This is a genomic window from Pedobacter sp. GQ55 (genome assembly GCF_059758925.1).
In genome coordinates, this window is sequence record NZ_JCAXEI010000007.1 from 105,967 (window position 1) to 125,269 (window position 19,303).

General features: G+C 38.6%; 16 protein-coding genes and 1 riboswitch. Of the genes, 9 read left to right on the forward strand and 7 right to left on the reverse strand.

Annotated elements, in window-relative coordinates; all coding sequences use genetic code 11:
• Positions 1–34: 34 nt before the first annotated feature.
• Positions 35–1,171: a cysteine desulfurase family protein gene (locus AC6CH7_RS18355; RefSeq protein ID WP_498264127.1), complete on the reverse strand. Its 1,137-nt coding sequence runs from the start codon at positions 1,169–1,171 to the stop codon at positions 35–37.
• Between the two features lie 84 nt (positions 1,172–1,255).
• Positions 1,256–1,367: riboswitch (SAM riboswitch) on the reverse strand.
• A 333-nt stretch (positions 1,368–1,700) separates the two neighbouring features.
• Between AC6CH7_RS18355 and AC6CH7_RS18360 the strand changes: the two genes are divergently transcribed.
• Positions 1,701–2,924, forward strand: a complete 1,224-nt coding sequence (locus AC6CH7_RS18360) for a sterol desaturase family protein (RefSeq protein WP_498264128.1) — start codon at positions 1,701–1,703, stop codon at positions 2,922–2,924.
• 13 nt (positions 2,925–2,937) lie between these two features.
• Here AC6CH7_RS18360 and AC6CH7_RS18365 read toward each other — a convergent pair whose 3' ends face one another.
• The 4 genes from AC6CH7_RS18365 to AC6CH7_RS18380 form a co-directional block, all read right to left on the reverse strand.
• Positions 2,938–5,310 (reverse strand): ABC transporter permease, encoded by a 2,373-nt coding sequence (locus tag AC6CH7_RS18365; protein WP_498264129.1) that lies wholly within the window; start codon positions 5,308–5,310, stop codon positions 2,938–2,940.
• 208 nt (positions 5,311–5,518) lie between these two features.
• Positions 5,519–6,010 (reverse strand): DUF3823 domain-containing protein, encoded by a 492-nt coding sequence (locus AC6CH7_RS18370; RefSeq protein ID WP_498264130.1) that lies wholly within the window; start codon positions 6,008–6,010, stop codon positions 5,519–5,521.
• Entirely contained in the window at positions 5,949–6,608 is a 660-nt protein-coding gene (locus tag AC6CH7_RS18375; RefSeq protein ID WP_498264131.1) for a hypothetical protein, read from the reverse strand. The genes AC6CH7_RS18370 and AC6CH7_RS18375 overlap by 62 nt, the downstream gene beginning before the upstream one ends.
• 130 nt (positions 6,609–6,738) lie before the next feature.
• Entirely contained in the window at positions 6,739–7,287 is a 549-nt protein-coding gene (locus tag AC6CH7_RS18380; RefSeq protein WP_498264132.1) for a GNAT family N-acetyltransferase, read from the reverse strand.
• 309 nt (positions 7,288–7,596) lie between these two features.
• On the opposite strand from AC6CH7_RS18380, the gene ileS reads away from it, so the two are divergent.
• The 5 genes from ileS to AC6CH7_RS18405 all read left to right on the forward strand — a co-directional run bounded on the left by ileS (position 7,597) and on the right by AC6CH7_RS18405 (position 13,196).
• A complete protein-coding gene (ileS, locus tag AC6CH7_RS18385; protein ID WP_498264133.1) occupies positions 7,597–10,989 on the forward strand; it encodes an isoleucine--tRNA ligase in 3,393 nt (1,130 codons plus the stop codon).
• A gap of 5 nt (positions 10,990–10,994) precedes the next feature.
• Entirely contained in the window at positions 10,995–11,378 is a 384-nt protein-coding gene (locus tag AC6CH7_RS18390; protein WP_068891888.1) for a TraR/DksA family transcriptional regulator, read from the forward strand.
• The gene (locus AC6CH7_RS18395) at positions 11,378–11,980 is read left to right on the forward strand and encodes a lipoprotein signal peptidase (protein WP_048907639.1); all 603 of its coding nucleotides are present in this window, start codon (positions 11,378–11,380) and stop codon (positions 11,978–11,980) included. The genes AC6CH7_RS18390 and AC6CH7_RS18395 overlap by 1 nt, the downstream gene beginning before the upstream one ends.
• Positions 11,981–12,066: 86 nt before the next feature.
• Positions 12,067–12,771, forward strand: coding sequence for an SIMPL domain-containing protein (locus AC6CH7_RS18400; RefSeq protein WP_498264134.1), 705 nt, complete (start codon positions 12,067–12,069; stop codon positions 12,769–12,771).
• 110 nt (positions 12,772–12,881) lie between these two features.
• On the forward strand, positions 12,882–13,196 hold the full coding sequence (locus AC6CH7_RS18405) for a hypothetical protein (protein WP_048907641.1): 315 nt from the start codon (positions 12,882–12,884) through the stop codon (positions 13,194–13,196).
• A gap of 78 nt (positions 13,197–13,274) precedes the next feature.
• Here AC6CH7_RS18405 and serS read toward each other — a convergent pair whose 3' ends face one another.
• A complete protein-coding gene (gene serS / locus AC6CH7_RS18410) occupies positions 13,275–14,546 on the reverse strand; it encodes a serine--tRNA ligase (RefSeq protein ID WP_498264135.1) in 1,272 nt (423 codons plus the stop codon).
• 77 nt (positions 14,547–14,623) lie between these two features.
• Between serS and rsmI the strand changes: the two genes are divergently transcribed.
• The 3 genes from rsmI to lnt are packed head-to-tail and all read left to right on the forward strand — an operon-like array spanning position 14,624 to position 17,658.
• Positions 14,624–15,334: a 16S rRNA (cytidine(1402)-2'-O)-methyltransferase gene (gene rsmI, locus AC6CH7_RS18415; RefSeq protein WP_498264136.1), complete on the forward strand. Its 711-nt coding sequence runs from the start codon at positions 14,624–14,626 to the stop codon at positions 15,332–15,334.
• Between the two features lie 48 nt (positions 15,335–15,382).
• The gene (locus AC6CH7_RS18420) at positions 15,383–16,039 is read left to right on the forward strand and encodes a PH domain-containing protein (protein ID WP_498264137.1); all 657 of its coding nucleotides are present in this window, start codon (positions 15,383–15,385) and stop codon (positions 16,037–16,039) included.
• Positions 16,039–17,658 (forward strand): apolipoprotein N-acyltransferase, encoded by a 1,620-nt coding sequence (gene lnt, locus AC6CH7_RS18425; RefSeq protein ID WP_498264138.1) that lies wholly within the window; start codon positions 16,039–16,041, stop codon positions 17,656–17,658. The genes AC6CH7_RS18420 and lnt overlap by 1 nt, the downstream gene beginning before the upstream one ends.
• Here the strand turns inward: lnt and AC6CH7_RS18430 are convergent.
• Positions 17,655–19,295, reverse strand: coding sequence for an NAD+ synthase (locus tag AC6CH7_RS18430; RefSeq protein WP_498264139.1), 1,641 nt, complete (start codon positions 19,293–19,295; stop codon positions 17,655–17,657). The genes lnt and AC6CH7_RS18430 overlap by 4 nt on opposite strands.
• Positions 19,296–19,303 lie beyond the last annotated feature (8 nt).

The following is a 19,303-nucleotide window of genomic DNA, read 5'->3' on the forward strand; positions in this document are numbered from 1 at the left end:
ACAGCCAGGATGTTAATTTTTACCATTAAGCTCATTATATAGTTACCGCATTATAAATTGCAGAAAGCCTTTCAACGGTATAATCTATTTCTTCCATGGTGTTATACTTACTAAACGAAAAGCGCACCGTATGACGGGATGGATCTGCATTAATTGCTTTAAGCACATGCGATGCCGACCCTGTAGAGCAGGCGCTTCCCCCAGACACAGAAATATTATTCAGGTCCAGATACCCCAATAAGTCATCAGCACCTTCATGTTGTGGCAGGCTAACACTTAACACGGTGTAAAGGCTCTTATCCGCATCGGCCGAATTTCCATTAAACTGCACCCCTTCAATTTCGGCCTTCAATTTAAAGATCATCCTGTCTTTTAGTTTCTGTATATACCTTGCATGTTCATCAATATCGCGGTAAGCAATTTCCAAAGCTTTTGCCAGTCCAATGATTCCATGAATATTTTCGGTTCCTGCACGTAGCCTGCGTTCCTGAGATCCGCCATGAATCAGCTTCGAAAGCTGGATCCCATTTTTACAGTAAATAAATCCTACACCTTTTGGACCATGAAATTTATGTGCCGATGCAGCTACAAAATGTGCCTTCAATTTTGACAGATCATGGCGATAATGCCCAATGGTCTGAACCGTATCTGAATGAAAAATAGTGTTGCTACTACAACAGAGCTCACCAATTAATTCAATATCGTTTAAATTCCCAATTTCATTATTGGCATGCATTACCGATACCAGTGAGCGCTCCTTATTTTTTAATAGTTGCGGTAAATGCTCAACATCAATGTTTCCCTTATCATCCGTATTTATAAAGCTTAGGGTTATCTCACTACGCTTTTTAAGCGCTTCTAGTGTATGCAGAACTGCATGATGCTCAAATGGAGTAGTAATTACGTGTTTAACCTGCTCAGAATACACACTTGATAATATTGCTGTATTATCGGCCTCAGTACCACCACTTGTAAAAATAATTTCATTGGGTGCAGTATTTAAAAGATCAGCAATGGTATTTCTGGCATTTTCAATAGCGTTTTTCACAATTCTTCCATCTTCATGATGTGATGATGGATTGCCAAAATGCTCCAGCAGGTAAGGGATAATCTCCTTATAAACCTCTTTGTCCAGTTGGGTGGTTGCAGCATTGTCTAGATAAATTCTCATTTCTTCCTCCTCTTTTTTAATTAATTGTTTATAATTAATCATTCTGTGATGTCAGCTTATGCAGAAGAGGTACAACTCTTTACCATTTTATCTTTCTCCACATTCGCGGAGCAGGAATTAGCACCTTTTACAAGCAAAGCTCGTACAGGTTGCTAAGACGTCGTAGGGCCTTTCCCTCTGTCTTTCTGGATAAGTAAATTACAAGAACAACTATTGAGTCCCAAATGTATAAATAAAAACTACTAATTTACTAGACTTTATTAAAATAAATTTTAATTCCTATTAATTGGCTTGTTTTACCGCAAAAAAGCAAGAAGAAACGACTTTCATAAAACATTGATAACTACAACATTACTAGGTGTTATACAATGCTTAAACAATCGTTACACAATAGCAAAACAATCTCCATTCGATTTTGGAATGTATAAACATTGAGCAGGGAAACATTGTTATTCGCTAACATATAATTTGAAATAAATACTACTAAAATAGTAGTATTTATTTACATTTGGCTAAGAGGAATTAAATTATGACTAGCCATTTTAACTATTTAGCCTTCGCTATTCCAGCTTTTTTTGTGTTTCTATTTTTAGAGTACGGCATCGCTGTGAAGCTAAAAAAGGCGCATTTATTCAAATATGAAAGTTCAATTTCCAACCTCAGCATAGGCATTGCCGAAAGACTTCTGAATCTCTTTATATCAGCAAGTTTCTACAGCTTATTCTTTTGGATTTATAACAACTACGCACTTTTCAGTATACCAAATACCTGGTGGGTATGGATATTATTGATACTCGTTACAGATCTGGTTTGGTACTGGTATCACCGTTTGGGTCACGAGGTAAACATCCTTTGGGCAGCCCATATCGTACATCATCAAAGCGAAGAATTTAACTTTACCGTATCAGCAAGGATCACCGTTTTTCAGGCTCTGATCAGAAATCTTTTTTGGTGCGTTATACCACTATTGGGGTTTCATCCTACTATGGTGATCACTATTCTTGTTGTCCATGGAGCCTATTCTTTTTTTACCCATACTCAGCTGATTAGAAATTTAGGCTGGCTAGAATACATTCTGGTTACGCCTTCCATTCATGGCGTTCACCATGCCAGCGATGAGAAATATCTTGATAAGAACTATGGAGATGTATTCGTTTTTTGGGACAAGATCTTTGGAACATTCCAAAGGGAAGAAGAACCACCTAAGTACGGTCTTACACATCCCGTAAAAAGTTACAGCTTCTTATGGCAGCACTTCCATTACTACCTTGAAATTTTAGCTGCGTGTAAAAAAGTACCCGACATAAGGACCAAATTAAAAATCGTCTTTGGTCATCCCTCCAGACTGGATCAGGAGATCAGGCCAACGCTCGAAAAGAAATACTTGCAGCACAAAGCCTCCTCTTCTTATCGTTTTAAATTCAGAGGATATTTAAACATACAAATAATTGTCAGTGTAATTCTTTTAACATTGATCACCGGTTTATATCCTTTCTTTGAAACCGCCGATAAGCTGTTTATTGTAGGGTTTGTTCTGCTTACGCTGATCAACTGCGGGGCCTTAATGGAACAAAGAAAATGGATTTACTACCTAGAGTATACCCGGCTCCTAACTGTATTTGCCTATATTTTTTGGAAGTCAGACCATATGGAATTATTACTACCGTTAGTAGTGCTGCTATTCATTGCAGAGCAACTATTCCGCATCAGCCATTTATACCGCCATTATGTGCTTAGGTATGATAAAGTTTAACTTATTTCAGAACCTATTCATACTTCAAAGCATCAACTGCGTTCGCATTTGCAACCTTAACCGTTTGAAAACTTACCGTAAGTATGGCAATAAATACAGACAAAAATAAAGCAATTAAAAACGGCCAGGCAGTCATTTCAACTTTATAATCATATTTCTGAAGCCACCTTACCGCAATGATATACGCAGCAGGAATAGCAATCATATTTGACAGAATAACCAGTTTTATAAAATCTTTGTTCAAAAGAATGAGAATACTTTTCAAATCGGCACCAAGAACCTTCCTGATACTGATTTCTTTACTTCTCTGCTCTGCAATATATAAAGCAAGACCTAGCAGGCCTAAACAAGAGATAAAAATGGCAAAACAACCAAACAGGTTAGATAGCACGCTGAGCAATCGTTCTGTTTTTAGCTTCTGCTGCATACCCTGATTAACAAACTGGAGATCCGCCGGATAAGAAGGATTAAGTCGATGGCTAATGTCTTTGATAGACTGAACTGATTTGCTTAGCGGTTGATCTGGATTAAGACGAAGTAGTAATACTTTACTTTGAGCGATGTTCCAATAAAATACGGTAGGTTTTGACTTTGCGCCCAATTGTTCGTTTGTGTAGTCTTTAACAACACCAATTACATTTAGCGACTGATCGCCCCAGGTAATCTTAGCGCCCACCGGATTTTTAAGCCCCATCGTTCTCACGGCACTTTCATTTAGCAGTAATGATGTCGCTGTATCAGCAACAAATTTCGGTGAGAAGTCCCTTCCCATCACCATCGTCGTCCCTATCGTTTTTACAAAATCGAAGCCTGTACTTCGATAATCTATAATAGAATTATCATTTGCAGCTTTACCCGGCCAGCTAATGCCTCCGGTTATTGTGCCTCCCTGAGTAAATGAACTTGCAAATTCTGTTGCCGAAACAATGGCCGCGATATTTTTCAGCTCCGCCTTAAAGATCTCCAGTTTCTGCGGTTTTAACCACTCACCTTCCAGATCCAGTTGCACTAGGTTATTCTCGTTAAATCCTAACGGTTTATTCTTTATGAATTGGATTTGGGAATAGATCACGATAGCACAAACGATCATACAAATTGAGATGGTAAACTGCACCACAACAAGTATTTTACGCATTGGCAGTGAGGATTTGCCCATTCCAGTAAAGCCTTTTAATACTTTTACAGGTGTAAAGGACGACAAATAGAACGCGGGATAACTCCCCGCAAGTATACCAGTAAATAGGATTAGCGAGAACAATGTAATCCATGTGTAGGGCGAATTGTAATTGATTTGAAGAGAGATATCCAGCAGATTGTTAAAATAAGGCAACAGTGCTTCTAGCAGTACAAATGCAATCAAAATACCAATTAATGAAAGCACAAGTGATTCCATTACGAACTGTCCGATCAGCATTTTTCTAGAGGCACCAAGCGCCTTACGAACGCCTACTTCTCTTGCACGTTTTTCTGATCGGGCGGTAGAAAGGTTCATATAATTAATACAAGCGATCAACAAAACGCAGAACGCCAAAAATATAAATAACCTCACCTGATCAATCCTTCCTCCAGCAGGTTTACCGTTTTCAAAACGATCATAAAGATGGTATTTGCCAAAGGGAAAAAGAAAAGCCTGGAGAGTGGTCTCCTTATCGTTTTTCTTAATCAGCTGTCTTACCGCGGCATCTGTAGCCTCGAAACTAGCTTTGTCTTTTAACTTGAATAAAGTAAAACAGGTAATGCTTCCCCAACCATTGTCTTTCTCTCCGGGATGCTCTCGTTCAAAAAATGACCAGGGCTGCAATGCTTCGAATTGATGGGTCATATTCTTTGGCAGATCCTCTACTACCGCAGATACCTTCAGGATCTTACTATTATCCCACTTTACACTGCTGCCTAAAACGTTCACACTTCCAAATAATTTCTTAGCCGCTGAGGCGGTAAGTAAGACCGAATTGGGTTCGCTTAAAGCTGCTTCGGGGTTTCCCTGAATAAACTTGTAATTAAATATCTTCAAAAAACCAGGGTCAACATTTAGGGTAGTCAACTTAAAATTGTTATTGGCAGTACCAAATAATTTCGTTGGCTCGCCCATCGCTATCCTGCTGGCAGTTTCTACCGAGGGCAAGCTTACCAAAGCAGCACCTGCAAGCTTATTTGGGGTTGCGTCTGTTGTTAAAAGTTTTCCATTTACATTTAAGGTTAATTTAACGGCGTATATACGATCTACATCTTTAAATTGTTTGTCGTAGTTCCATTCGTAACCCACATACACCAGGAGCATTAAACAACAGGTCATGCCAATGGCTAATCCTCCAATATTGATCAGAGAAAAACCTTTATTTTTCCAAAGGTTTCTTAAAGCTATTTTAAAGTTGATTAAAAACATATTCCGGTTTTTTTCATCTCTTACGCCAAAGATATGCCATTCTCAGAAACAACGCCATACACCTAAATATCACACATTTGTATTTATGCCAACAATTTATTGTTCATTTCCGTACAATCTATGTACATAAATGTACAGTTAGGTTTTAAATAAGAAAAGCGGCTTGGGAAGCCAAAGCCCTCGCCGCTTAACTAACTAACCTAATAAATTATGGTGTTACGGTTATCTCTTTTACTGTGGTATAATTGTACTTTTTGAAATTATCATTTACCCTTACACCTACCCTCACGTAGTAAGTAGTAGCATATTTCATTGCTGTATTTGTGGTAATGGTAACCTCGGTATTCTCATTTGGGATAACGGTTACCAGACCATTTGCAGGATCGAAATTATTGTTGCCTACATATTTTGTAGTCGAAACAAACAACCTGTAATCTGCAACGGTCGGTTTGGTTTGTCCGGCAGGCGCCTCATTTCTGTTAAACTTAAATTTAGCAGAAATCTTTTTGTCGGCTGTAACTACCAGATCACCCACCCATTCTACAACTACATAAGGCAATACATGAAAATCGTGAGTTGTTGTGCCCTTGACATCTGTTTCCTCTGCTGTTACCGGATAAAAAGGGCCCTCAATTGGGCTAATGCGATATTTGCCTGCAAATAACTTGTTGTTTACGATAACCTTTGAATGTAAAATCATCTACCTGTTCAATATGAGTATCGGTAGATTGATCATTAATGCCCTCCTTTAAATCAATGATCACGTGTGCTTCTTTTCCTGCAGCAAAATGATACCGATGATAACCCACCCTTTCGGAGGCGGTTAGTTCTACGTTGACGCCGTTTGCCAGTTTTACTGAATAGAAACCTGGTTTTACTTGCTCATCCTTATGGGAGAAAAGTGAAGCGTAGCCACTTCCGGGAACTTTTTCCTGACCCTTATCTGTTTTAAGATCTCCAGGATAAGGCATGATGGCAATGTCGGAAAGATCGCCTATTCCTGTACCGCTTAAATGGGTTTGCGCAAAGCCTCTGATTACGCTATCCTGATAGTTGTATCCGGAACACCAGTCCCAGCCCTTATAAAAATTGTCGGGGCCAATTTGCACGCCTCCGAAAGGAACACTGGCCCCAATAAAAACATGACCGTGTGAGCCCGACCCTATAAATGGATCGACAAAATCCGTTAGCTTTTGATTGTTTTTGCTTTGTGCATTAACCGCATAGGTTATTCCGAAAAGAGCAAGGACTATACAAATACTAAGTTTCGTTCTCGTTTTGCAATAAAAAAAATTCATGAATTCTAATTGATGGTTTATTAATGGTTTACATTTGGTGAACTACACAAATAAAGCATCGGGGATTAATTACATCATAATAAATCCTTAATTGTAATAGAATAATGAGAAAATTTTATCGGTTCTTAAGTTATTCTGGCAATGTTAAAGAAAACGTAACCAGATTATCTACACTATCGTCATGCGAATTCAGATAGACTTTGTTGTCTCTTTTAAAACCAGCCATCTTTAAAACTTTTACTGAACTAATATTATTTGCTGAAGGGAAAGCCGTTATGGTTTTTACTTTCAATTCTTCAAATCCGTACTTTATAACCGCGGCAATGGCTTCTCTCATAAATCCTTTTCCCTGAAAATCGGGAAGCAGCTCGTAACCGATCTCAGCAATGGCATTTTCAGTATCAAAATTCCAGAGACAGATGGTTCCGATTAAAGAAGGGTTGTCAAGTAAAGAAATTGCCCAGTAAATACTGGCATTGTTCTCTATAAGTTTTCCAATCTTATAAATGTGAGCCATGGCATCTTCTATACCAGTAGAGGGTGTTCTGCCAGTCATGGCCGCAATTTTCGGGTCAGATCTCAATGCATGAATTTGCAAGGCATCTTGTGCAGATAATTCTCTGAGTACCAGACGGGAGGTCTTTATGACAGGGAAAATGGAAAAATCAAGGTTTTTCATGAATAGATATAGATAGGGGTGTAGATTATCTTAATAACTGCGAAAATGCAATTTTATTTTCTTACAACAATAATTGGTGGCATTAAAGATACCTAACTTTGTGTTAGAACGCTGATGGCTCACTGATACTTCACCTTTACTTAGGAAAACAGGTACTTTTACCGAACAATTGGCGATCTAAAGCCGTATTATCCAATACCCAACACAGTTAGAGATGGTACCAAGCTGTTTAAAAGCTTTAAACAACACTTCAATTTCTCATTCTAATAACTTAACTTTGCATCCTTAATTTTTGGAGATACTTGATTGATGTATAGGGAATTTAAACAGTTAGAACTAGCGAAAATAGGAAAAGAGATACTTGATTTTTGGAAAGCGGAGAACATCTTTGAAAAAAGCATTTCGACCCGCTCAAAATCAAACCCATTTACTTTTTACGAAGGGCCACCTTCTGCAAATGGAATGCCTGGTATTCATCACGTAATGGCACGTGCTATTAAAGATATTTTCTGCCGCTATAAAACTATTAAAGGATTTCAGGTAAAAAGAAAAGCAGGATGGGATACTCACGGACTTCCTGTAGAACTGGGAACTGAAAAGGAACTTGGCATCACCAAAGAAGATATAGGCAAAACCATTTCAATTGAAGAGTACAACGAGGCTTGCAAAAGAACTGTAATGCGCTATACAGATGTATGGAACGACCTTACTGAGAAAATGGGCTATTGGGTAGATATGGATGACCCTTATATTACCTATAAGTCGAAGTATATGGAATCGGTTTGGTGGCTTTTGAAGCAGATCTACGATAAAGGCTTGTTATATAAAGGCTATACCATCCAACCTTACTCTCCAAAAGCTGGAACAGGATTAAGCTCGCATGAGGTAAATCAGCCGGGAGCATATCGTGATGTAACCGACACTACCATAGTTGCCCAGTTTAAATCATTACCTGATACGTTACCTGCTTTCCTGAAAGGGTTTGGAGATATACATTTCATGGCATGGACGACAACACCATGGACTTTACCATCGAACACAGCGCTGACGGTAGGCCCAAAAATAGATTATGTACTGGTAAAAACCTTTAATCAATACACTTACCTTCCTGTAAATGTAATCTTAGCCAAGAACCTGGTAGGGAAACAGTTTAACAAGATATACTTTGAAAGTACTGCTGAGGAAGATTTCAGTAATTTTAAAGAAGGTGACAAAAAGATCCCTTATCAGATTTTAACGGAGTGTAAAGGCGCAGCCTTGGTAGGCGTTAAATATGAACAGCTTTTACCTTATACCTTACCATACCAAAATCCGGAAAATGCTTTCCGTTTGATCCTTGGAGACTTTGTGACAACAGAGGATGGAACAGGTATTGTACATACTGCGCCAACCTTTGGTGCGGATGATGCTAAAGTAGCTAAAGAAGCAACGCCTGAGGTACCTCCGATGCTGGTTTTGGATGAGAATGGATCTCCGGTTCCATTGGTAGACTTGCAGGGAAGATTTACTGCTCACTTAGGCGATTTGGCCGGAAAGTATGTAAAAAATGAATACTATAACGAAGGGGAGGCTCCTGAGAAATCAGTAGACGTAGAAATTGCCATCCGCCTGAAAGAAGAAAATAAAGCATTTAAGGTAGAGAAGTATGTTCACAGTTACCCACACAGCTGGAGAACTGATGAGCCGCTACTATATTACCCTCTGGATTCCTGGTTCATCAAAGTAACTGACATTAAGGACAGGATGTTTGATTTGAATGAGACCATTAACTGGAAACCAAAGTCTACAGGCGAAGGCCGTTTTGGAAACTGGTTAAAAAATGCGAATGACTGGAACCTTTCGCGCTCTAGATATTGGGGAATTCCATTGCCAATCTGGAGAACGGAAGACAAAAGAGAAGAAATATTAATTGGCTCTGTTGAAGAGTTATACAACGCCATAGAAAAGTCGATAGAAGCCGGCTTTATGAAAGAAAATCCTTTTAAAGGATTTGAGATCGGCAACATGTCTGAAGCTAATTATGATTTAGTAGATCTGCATAAGAATGTAGTGGACGAAATTATATTGGTTTCACCTTTAGGAAAACCCATGAATCGTGAAAGTGACTTGATCGATGTATGGTTTGACTCTGGTGCAATGCCGTACGCACAATGGCATTATCCTTTTGAAAATAAGGACAAAATTGATAAGCAAAAAGACTTCCCTGCTGATTTTATAGCTGAAGGAGTTGACCAGACCCGTGGGTGGTTCTATACTTTACACGCTATTGGAGCATTGGTTTTTGATAAAATTGCCTATAAAAATGTAGTTTCAAATGGATTGGTGCTCGACAAAAACGGGCAGAAAATGTCTAAACGTCTGGGCAACGCAGCTGATCCGTTTAAGACATTGGAAGAGTATGGACCGGATGCTACGCGCTGGTATATGATATCTAATGCAAATCCTTGGGACAACTTAAAGTTCGATATTGAAGGAATTGCAGAGGTACGCCGCAAGTTCTTTGGAACGCTTTACAATACCTATGCGTTCTTTGCCCTTTATGCAAATATCGACAAATTTGAAATAGACCAGGACAACCTGACTCCGGTTGCTGAACGTAGTGAGCTTGACAGATGGATCCTATCGTTACTGCAAACATTAATTGCAGAGGTGGATGAAAGCTATGCTGCTTATGAGCCTACAAAAGCCGCAAGAGCAATTCAGTCATTTGTAGACGAGCACTTGAGTAACTGGTACATCCGTTTATCACGTCGCCGTTTCTGGAAGGGCGAAATGACTGCGGATAAGAAAGCTGCGTATGAAACTTTATATGCTTGTTTAACTAGTATCTCGCAACTGATGTCGCCTATAGCTCCTTTCTTTGCTGACTGGTTATTCCAGAATTTAACTGCAGGAGACGCTGCTAATAATGTTGAATCTGTACACCTTGCCCTGCTTAAAGAAGCGGATCAGAGTTTGATTGACACTGAACTGAATGAACGTATGCATCTGGCGCAAGACATATCGTCGATGGTATTGTCGCTGCGTAAAAAAACAAGCATCAATGTTCGCCAGCCTTTGGCTAAAATCCTGATCCCGGTACTGGATAATAAATTTGCTGAAAGGGTTGAATTAGTTAAAGAATTAATCTTATCAGAAACGAATATTAAGGATATTGAGTATATTACCGACACTGCTGGCTTCATTACCAAAAAGATCAAACCTAACTTTAAAGCCCTAGGTCCTAAGGTTGGTAAAGATATGAAAATGGTTGCCGAAGTGGTAAACAACTTGACACAGGAACAATTGAGTCAGTTTGAAAATGAGGGGAAATATCAAATTACTGGCACTAATTATGTTATCGAGTTGAGCGACGTTGAGATCATTGCTGAGGATATACCAGGATGGCAGGTAACTAATATGGGTAACTTAACTGTTGCTCTTGATGTTACGATAACTGACGAACTGAAACAGGAAGGATTATCACGTGAACTAATTAACAGAATTCAGAATTTAAGAAAAGAACTTAATTTCGAAGTTACAGATAGAATTACTGTGACTTTACAAAACCATAATTTAGTAGCTACAGCTGTAGCTCAAAATAAAACATACATTTGCTCGGAAATTTTAGCAGATGAGGTTAAATTAACAGAAAGTTTAGATAATGGAAACAAAATAGTAATCGATGATGTTGAATTACAAATTTCGATTGCCAAACAATAATTATTATGGAAAAAGCTACAAAAACAAGGTACTCTGACAGTGAACTTCAAGAATTTAAAGAATTGATTCAGGAAAAATTACGTATGGCCAGAGAAGAGTTTCTTGATTTAACGAACTCTCTAAGCAGTCCTAATTCTAACGGAACAGAAGATACTTCCGGTACTTACAAAACGCTTGAAGATGGTTCTGCAACTCTTGAAAAAGAACAATTAAACCAGCTGGCTGCACGTCAGAAAAAATTCATTGAGAATTTAGAGGCTGCATTGGTACGTATTGAGAATAAAACTTATGGTATCTGCAGAGAAACAGGTAAACTAATTCAGAAAGAACGTTTACGTGCTGTACCGCACGCAACCTTAAGCATGGAAGCTAAACTGAAGCAGTCATAATGAAAGGCTATACAAAACCTTTATTAATAATTTTCCTGGTTTTGCTTGCTGATCAGGTTTTAAAAACCTGGATCAAGACCAATATGTTTATGGGTCAGGAATTCAAGATCATTGGCAATTGGTTTATTATTCATTTTACCGAAAATAACGGAATGGCTTTTGGGCTTGAGTTTGGTGGAGAATTTGGTAAGCTTGCCTTATCATTATTCAGAATAGCAGCCGTTGCCGGTATTGGTTATGGATTACATTACCTGATCCAAAGGAAATACCATCGTGGTCTTATTTTAAACGTGGCATTGATATTCGCGGGTGCATTAGGAAATATTATAGATTCAGTACTGTATGGCGTAATATATGGTTATGCAGGATGGTTCCATGGAAGAGTGGTAGATATGTTCTATTTTCCTATCTGGGAAGGTCATTTTCCTTCGTGGTTTCCAATATGGGGCGGAGAAGATTTTATCTTTTTCAGACCTGTATTTAATATTGCAGACGCGGCCATTTCTGTTGGGGTAATCATCATACTTGTGTTCCAGAAAACTTATTTTAAGGAAGAATTTAAAGAAGAAATTGGCCCTAATAATGAGATAGTTGAAGAATAATTTTATGATTTGTGCTAATGATTTGTGGAATTGGTATGGTAATTTCATCTAATTATTAAATACACAAAAGAAAAACATTTATCATTATGAAAAAGTTATTAACCCTTGCCTTCGTTTCCTTATTAAGTATAAGCGCCATGGCTCAACAAGTAGATTTAAGAAAAAAGATTAGCGTTAGTGGTTCTGCGGAAACCGAAGTTACTCCAGACATTATTTACATCAGCATCTCTTTAAAAGAATATTTAAAGGATAACAACAGTAAGAAAAAAGTGGAGATCACAACTTTGGAAAGTCAGTTGTATGCTGCGGTTCAAAAAGCAGGTATCGACAAAGAAAACCTAACCATCAACAATTTATCGAGCTATGCTATCGTTACAGAGAAAAAGAAAAATCCTGATTACCTGGCTAGCAAACAGTATCGCTTAAAAGTATCTGATTTGAATAAATGGAATGACATCATTGGTTCTATTGACCCTAAAGGAATTGCTTATACCAATGTTGACAGTTATGATTATTCAAAAATTGAAACACTTAAAAAAGAACTGAAAATTAAAGCACTGCAGGCTGCTAAAGAAAAAGCATCTTACCTGGTTGAAGCCCTTGGGGATAAGTTAGGTGGTGTAATTGACATTCAGGAAGTGAACAATGAACAATATCCACAGCCAATGTATCGTAATGTGATGATGATGAAAGCTGAAAGTGCTGATATGGCAGGGGCTGCTGCACCGGAGATTGACTTTAAAAAAATAAAACTGAACTATATAATGAATACAGTATTCGAAATTAAATAGTACTAGTGACTACTTGAGTATACAGTTTTAATAAAATACCTTTAAAAAACCTATCAATAACTTTTGGTAGGTTTTTTGTTATTTAGATAATATCACAAAATTCAAATCGTATGAAAAGATTAATTTACTCTTTAGTGCTAGTTTTCACATTGGCAATCAGCGCAAACACAGTTTCTGCAGCAGGAAAGACAGACAAGATTAAAACTGAGATGACTGCCGAGCAGCAAATTCAGCTAAAACAGATCACTGACCGTGTTCAGGAGATCCGTTCAATGGACAAATCTCAATTGTCAAAAACTGAGAAGAAAGAGTTACGTAAAGAATTGAGAGGATTGAAGAAACAAGCAAATGCCTTAGGTGGCGGTGTTTACCTTTCTGTTGGTGCAATCATCATCATTATTTTATTATTAATTCTTATTCTATAGAATACCTTATTTACATCTACCTATAAAAAAAGCTTCCCAAATGGGAAGCTTTTTCTGTTTATCGGGTTTTGTTCTTATTTAATCAATGTATTCAAAACCTGTATATTTTACCAAAGCTTCTGGAATTTTAATTCCTTTTTCAGTTTGGTTATTTTCCAGAATAGCGGCAACAATACGAGGTAGTGCCAGTGCACTTCCATTTAATGTATGCGCCAATTGTGTTTTACCAGAAGCACCCTTAAATCTTAATTTAAGTCTGTTACTTTGGTATGTTTCGAAGTTAGATACTGAAGATACCTCTAACCAGCGTTGTTGCGCAGCACTCCATACTTCCATATCGTAAGTCATTGCAGAAGTAAAACCCATATCGCCACCACACAAACGCAAAACACGATAGTGCAGGCCTAGCTCCTGAAGTAATGATTGTACATACGCGCTCATGTCTTCCAGAACTTCATAAGATTTATCAGGATGTACAACCTGTACTATCTCAACTTTATCGAACTGATGCAAACGGTTTAACCCACGTACATGCGCGCCATATGATCCTGCTTCTCTGCGAAAACATGGTGTATATGCTGTGTTTTTTATAGGAAGTTCTTCTTCCTTTAAAATCACATCACGATAAAGATTGGTTACAGGCACCTCAGCTGTTGGGATAAGATATAAATTATCTACTCCTGCATGATACATTTGTCCTTCCTTATCAGGTAACTGTCCGGTACCAAAGCCTGAGGCTTCGTTAACTAGATGCGGCACTTGCATTTCTCGATAGCCCTTTTCTGTTGCGTGGTCTAAAAAGAAATTAATAAGTGCTCGCTGTAAACGCGCACCTTTACCTTTATATACAGGGAAACCTGCACCGGTTATTTTTGTACCAAGCTCAAAATCTATAATATCATATTTAGCAGTCAATTCCCAGTGTGGAAGTGCACCTTCTGGCAAATCGGCAGGATTGCCATGTTCATAAACAACTTCATTGTCTTCAGCCGCACTTCCTGGTTTTACAAGGTGATGTGGCAGGTTTGGTAGTTGTACAATCAAACCATATAAGGCGTCTTCCGCTTCTGTCAGCTGATCTGAAAGATTTTTATGCTCTTCCTTATTTGACGTAGTTTCTGCTTTAAGCACTTCTGCTTCTTCTTTCTTACCGCTACGCATTAGTTCACCAATCTGTTTTGCCGCTGCATTGGCTACGGCCGAAAGGTTATCCAGCGAGGTTTGAACTTGTCTTCGTTCTTCGTCAATTTTAATAATTTCATCAACCAGTTCTGGGCGCTTAAAATTACGTACACTTAGTCCTTCTAAAACTTTCTCTCTATTTTCGCGGATATAGTTAACTTGCAGCATTATTTTATTTTTTAAACAAAGATAATAACTTAACTCGTCATTGCGAACGCAGTAGCACAATACGAGACCTAATAATTATGGAAGGTAAACTATTTCTTGTCCCCACCCCTATTGGAAATCTTGAAGACATGACCTTCAGGGCGATCCGGATTTTAAAAGAAGCTGATGTGATCCTTGCAGAGGATACCCGTACGAGTGCTCCTATGCTGAAGCATTTCGGGATCGATAAAAAAACATATTCACATCACCAACACAATGAACATCAAGCAACTTCAGAAATCATTAAGTTTTTGAAAGAAGGTAAAATGGTAGCTTTGATCTCCGATGCCGGAACACCTGCAATATCTGACCCTGGCTTTTTTCTGGTTCGGGAAGCAATTAAAAATGATTTGGCTGTAGAGTGTTTGCCTGGAGCGACGGCATTTGTACCCGCTCTGGTAAACTCAGGGTTACCTTCTGACTCTTTTGTTTTTGAAGGCTTTTTGCCCGTAAAAAAAGGACGCCAAACACGTTTTAAAAAACTGGCTGAGGAAGAAAGGACGATAGTTTTATATGAAAGCCCGCATCGGTTACTTAAAACCCTTGAGGAATTTGCACAGTATTTGGGCACAGATCGTCAGGCATCGGTAAGTCGTGAGTTAACCAAGCTTTATGAAGAAACTGTGAGAGGCACTTTAACCGAAATTAAATCACATTTTGAAAACAATATATTAAAAGGAGAATTCGTAATTTGTATTGCTGGAGCTGAAGAAGTAAAAAAGAAAGCTAAGTATGATCGCGACAATTAGGGTTCAATTTTTGATAGCTGACTACTGAAATTACTATAAGAAAATAACATGATATTAATAGATAGATTTTTAAGTGACGAACAGGATCCTAAAGCCGTAGAAAAAGTTTTAGGTAAACTAAATGATATGTTAACCAGCAATGAGGAACTGATTTACATGGCTGTACAAAAAAAGCCGGCGGTAAATCTTTTACCTGATTGTATAGCAGTAAGTAACAAGCGTATCTTCTACTGTGAACCCGGCAATTTTGGGATTACCATGAATTTTAAAGACATTTCTTGGAAGAGCATTAAAGAGGTTTCTTTTAAAGAAGAATTGTTTGGCTCTAAATTCATTTGTGTGCCTTTACATGGCGAAAACATCATTACGGAATACATTCCCAAAGTACAGGCCCGCAAGTTATACCAAGCTGCATATGAGCAATTAGAAAGTTTTAAAGAGCAACAAAGACAACTTGATCTGGAAGAAAGAAGATCATCGACCTCACCAGTCACTGTAAATACATTGCCGGCTCCAGAGCCTGTGGAAGAAGAGGAGCCGCAAGCGTTCTTTTCTCAGCCCCCTGCTGCGCCTGCAATACCGTTTGAAGAGCCAGAAGATGAAACTACCTTGAAGCTAAGAAAATTAAAAAGCCTGTATGATAAACACCTTATTACACAGGAAGAATATGAAGCTAAAAAAGCCGATATTTTAGATAGCTTATAATGAAATTCAAAAACACTGCTCTCCTTGCTTTACTAAGCGCGTTTTTAATGTGGCTGGCATGGCCTCCAGTCCCTTATACTACCCCGATCCTTCTAGTTGGCTTAGTCCCCCTGTTAATAGCACTAGATAAAATCATTCTTCAAAAAGCAGAAAAAACAGGCAAAAAGGTCTTCCTTACAGCCGGTCTAACTTTTCTAGTTTGGAATACCGCTTCTATTTATTGGGTATACAATGCCATCAGCGCAGTGAACAACCCTGTTGTATCCGCATTCGTATCGCTCATCCCATTTGGTTTAGGTGCTTTATTAATGACTTTTGCTCTCTGGTTGTATTACCGTTTACGAAGCGTAACCAACACAAAAATTGCTTACGCGGGTCTGATCTCATTTTATGTAGCGATGGAATATCTGCATCAAAGCTGGGATTTAGCATTCCCATGGATGACACTAGGAAATGGTTTATCAGGTATGCACCAATTGGCGCAGTGGTATGAGTACACTGGGGTTTACGGCGGCTCTGTATGGATATTGCTCAGTAACATTTTAGCTTTCGAAGCTTACAAACGCTTTAAAACCGACGCAAAGGGCTATTTAAAACTAAGACCAGCGATGCTTTGGGCCTTAGTAGTTATCCTCCCAATTGGTTTTTCACTAGTAAAATACTACCAATACAAGGAAAAGGTGGCACCTGTAAATATAGTCACCGTACAACCGAATATAGATCCCTATCAAAAATTTGGCAGCCTTTCTGTAGCAGACCAACTCAATATACTCACCCATTTGTCTGACTCTATTGCACAGCCAAATACCGAATATTTTATCTGGCCCGAAACTGCAATTCCTAATTATGCAGACGAAGATAGAATCCGTAGTAATCCCGATTTCAACACTGTACAACAGTTTCTCTCGAAATACAAGAATGGTACGATCATCACTGGAATTGAAAGCGTAAAACTGTACAACGATAAGCAAACCGTATCTGCGAAACAAGATCCTAACGGCGTGTATTTCGATAGCTTTAATACAGCCATGCAAGTAGAAAACTCAGCAAACGTACAATTCTACCATAAATCCAAGCTTGTCCCTGGCGTAGAAAAGATGCCTTTTCCATCTGCATTATCCATCCTGGGGCCTATTTTTGAAGGTTTTGGCGGTAGTGGTGGCGGATGGGGATGGCAAGATAAACCCGGTGTATTTTATGCTTACAGTGGCATCGGTGTAGCCCCTGTCATTTGCTACGAATCACTATGGGGAGAGTGGATTGGAGAAGCCGTTAAAAACGGTGCTCAGTTTATCGCTATCATCACCAATGATGGCTGGTGGGGAAATACATCAGGTAAAGACCAGCACTTAATGTATGCGAAATTACGCGCTATAGAAAGCCGTCGGTATGTAGTGCGCTCGGCCAATACCGGTATTTCATGCTTCATCAATCAAAAAGGTGATGTCATCGAACAAGCCAAATGGTGGACAAGAACTGCATTAAAGGCAAATATCAATCTAAATGACGAACTGACTTTATACGTTAAAACAGGCGACATCATCGCTAAGTTTTTATGCATAACAGCTCTATTATTGGCTTTAATTATTCCTTACAGGAAATGGATTAAAAAAGCTTAAGAAAGATATTTACCTACAATAGGCATCCTTCTACCCATACCAAATGCTTTTGGAGAAACCCTTAATATCGGCGGTGTTTGATAACGCTTGAACTCTGCCGTATTTACCATTTTAATGACCCTTCTAACCAGTGCATCATCATAGCCTTGTGCAATAATTGCAGATGAGCTTTGCTTTAGCTCTATATACTGAAACAGTATCTTATCAAGGATATCGTAATCAGGTAATGAGTCTGAATCTTTTTGACCTGGTCTAAGTTCCGCCGAAGGTGGTTTAACAATGGAATTTTCAGGTATTACCACCCCGTCTTTATTAATATAATTAGCCAGCTGGTAAACCTGGGTTTTGTACACGTCTCCAATTACGCCAATTGCGCCGCACATATCACCATATAGTGTTCCATACCCTACAGCGCACTCACTTTTGTTTGATGTGTTTAGTAAGATATAGCCAAACTTATTAGACATAGCCATCACAATGATCCCCCTGCATCTTGCCTGAATATTCTCTTCTGTAAGGTTAAACGGTAATCCTTTAAAAGCAGATGCCATCATACTGTCGAAAGCGTTAGCTGCCTCTTTAATCGGAATGATCTCATGCTGACAACCAATATTTTCAACAAGGTCAAGTGCATCCTGAATAGAATGGTCAGACGAGTATTTTGAAGGCATTAACACGGCCATTACATTTTCAGATCCTAAAGCCCGACATGCCAGAGCGCATACGATAGCTGAATCTATACCTCCTGAAAGGCCCAATACTGCCTTTTTAAAGCCCGACTTTACAAAGTAATCTTTAATGCCCAAAACTAACGCTTCGTAAATCTGCTCTATGTCTGTAATAGTTCTATGTGTTTTGGGCGTATATCCTTTAATTACATCGCCTTCAACTTCATAGATTTTTAATTCTTCTTTAAAATAAGCCATTTCATCCAGAAGATTACCTTCTTTATCAAATGCCAGGGAACCACCATCGAATACGATTTCAGTTTGTGCCCCTACCTGATTTACATACAATAAAGGAAGTTTATATTTCTTAGCATTATCTGCAAGAACCACTACCCTTTCATCATCGTGACAATATGAAAATGGTGATGCTGCAATATTGATCATCAGATCAGGACCTTGCTTTATCAACTCATCCATTGGATTGGAAACATACAATGGATTGTTGTTGATGTTCCATAAGTCTTCGCAAATGGTTAATGCTATTTTACGCCCCTTAAACGTTATGCATTCGAATTGAGTAGCGGGCTCGAAATAACGGTATTCATCAAATACATCGTAATTTGGAAGCAATGCCTTTTTTGCAATAGCTTTTACGTTTCCTTCCTCTATAAAATATGCTGCATTATATAAATCTTTTCCTGCAAGCACTTCGTTCCTGACAGGTAAACCTACAATACAGGCAATACCTTTACAATGAGCAGCAATTTCTTGTGCCGCAGTTTCGCATAGGCCAATAAATTCATCAAATTCTAAAAAATCACGTGGCGGATAACCACAAATAGCCAGCTCAGCAAATACAACCAGGTCGGCACCTTTATCTTTTGCCAACTGGATGTTGTCGATTATTTTTTTTGTGTTGTATTCAAAATTACCAATGTGATAGTTGAGTTGCGCCAGTGCTATATTCATGTGCTTGT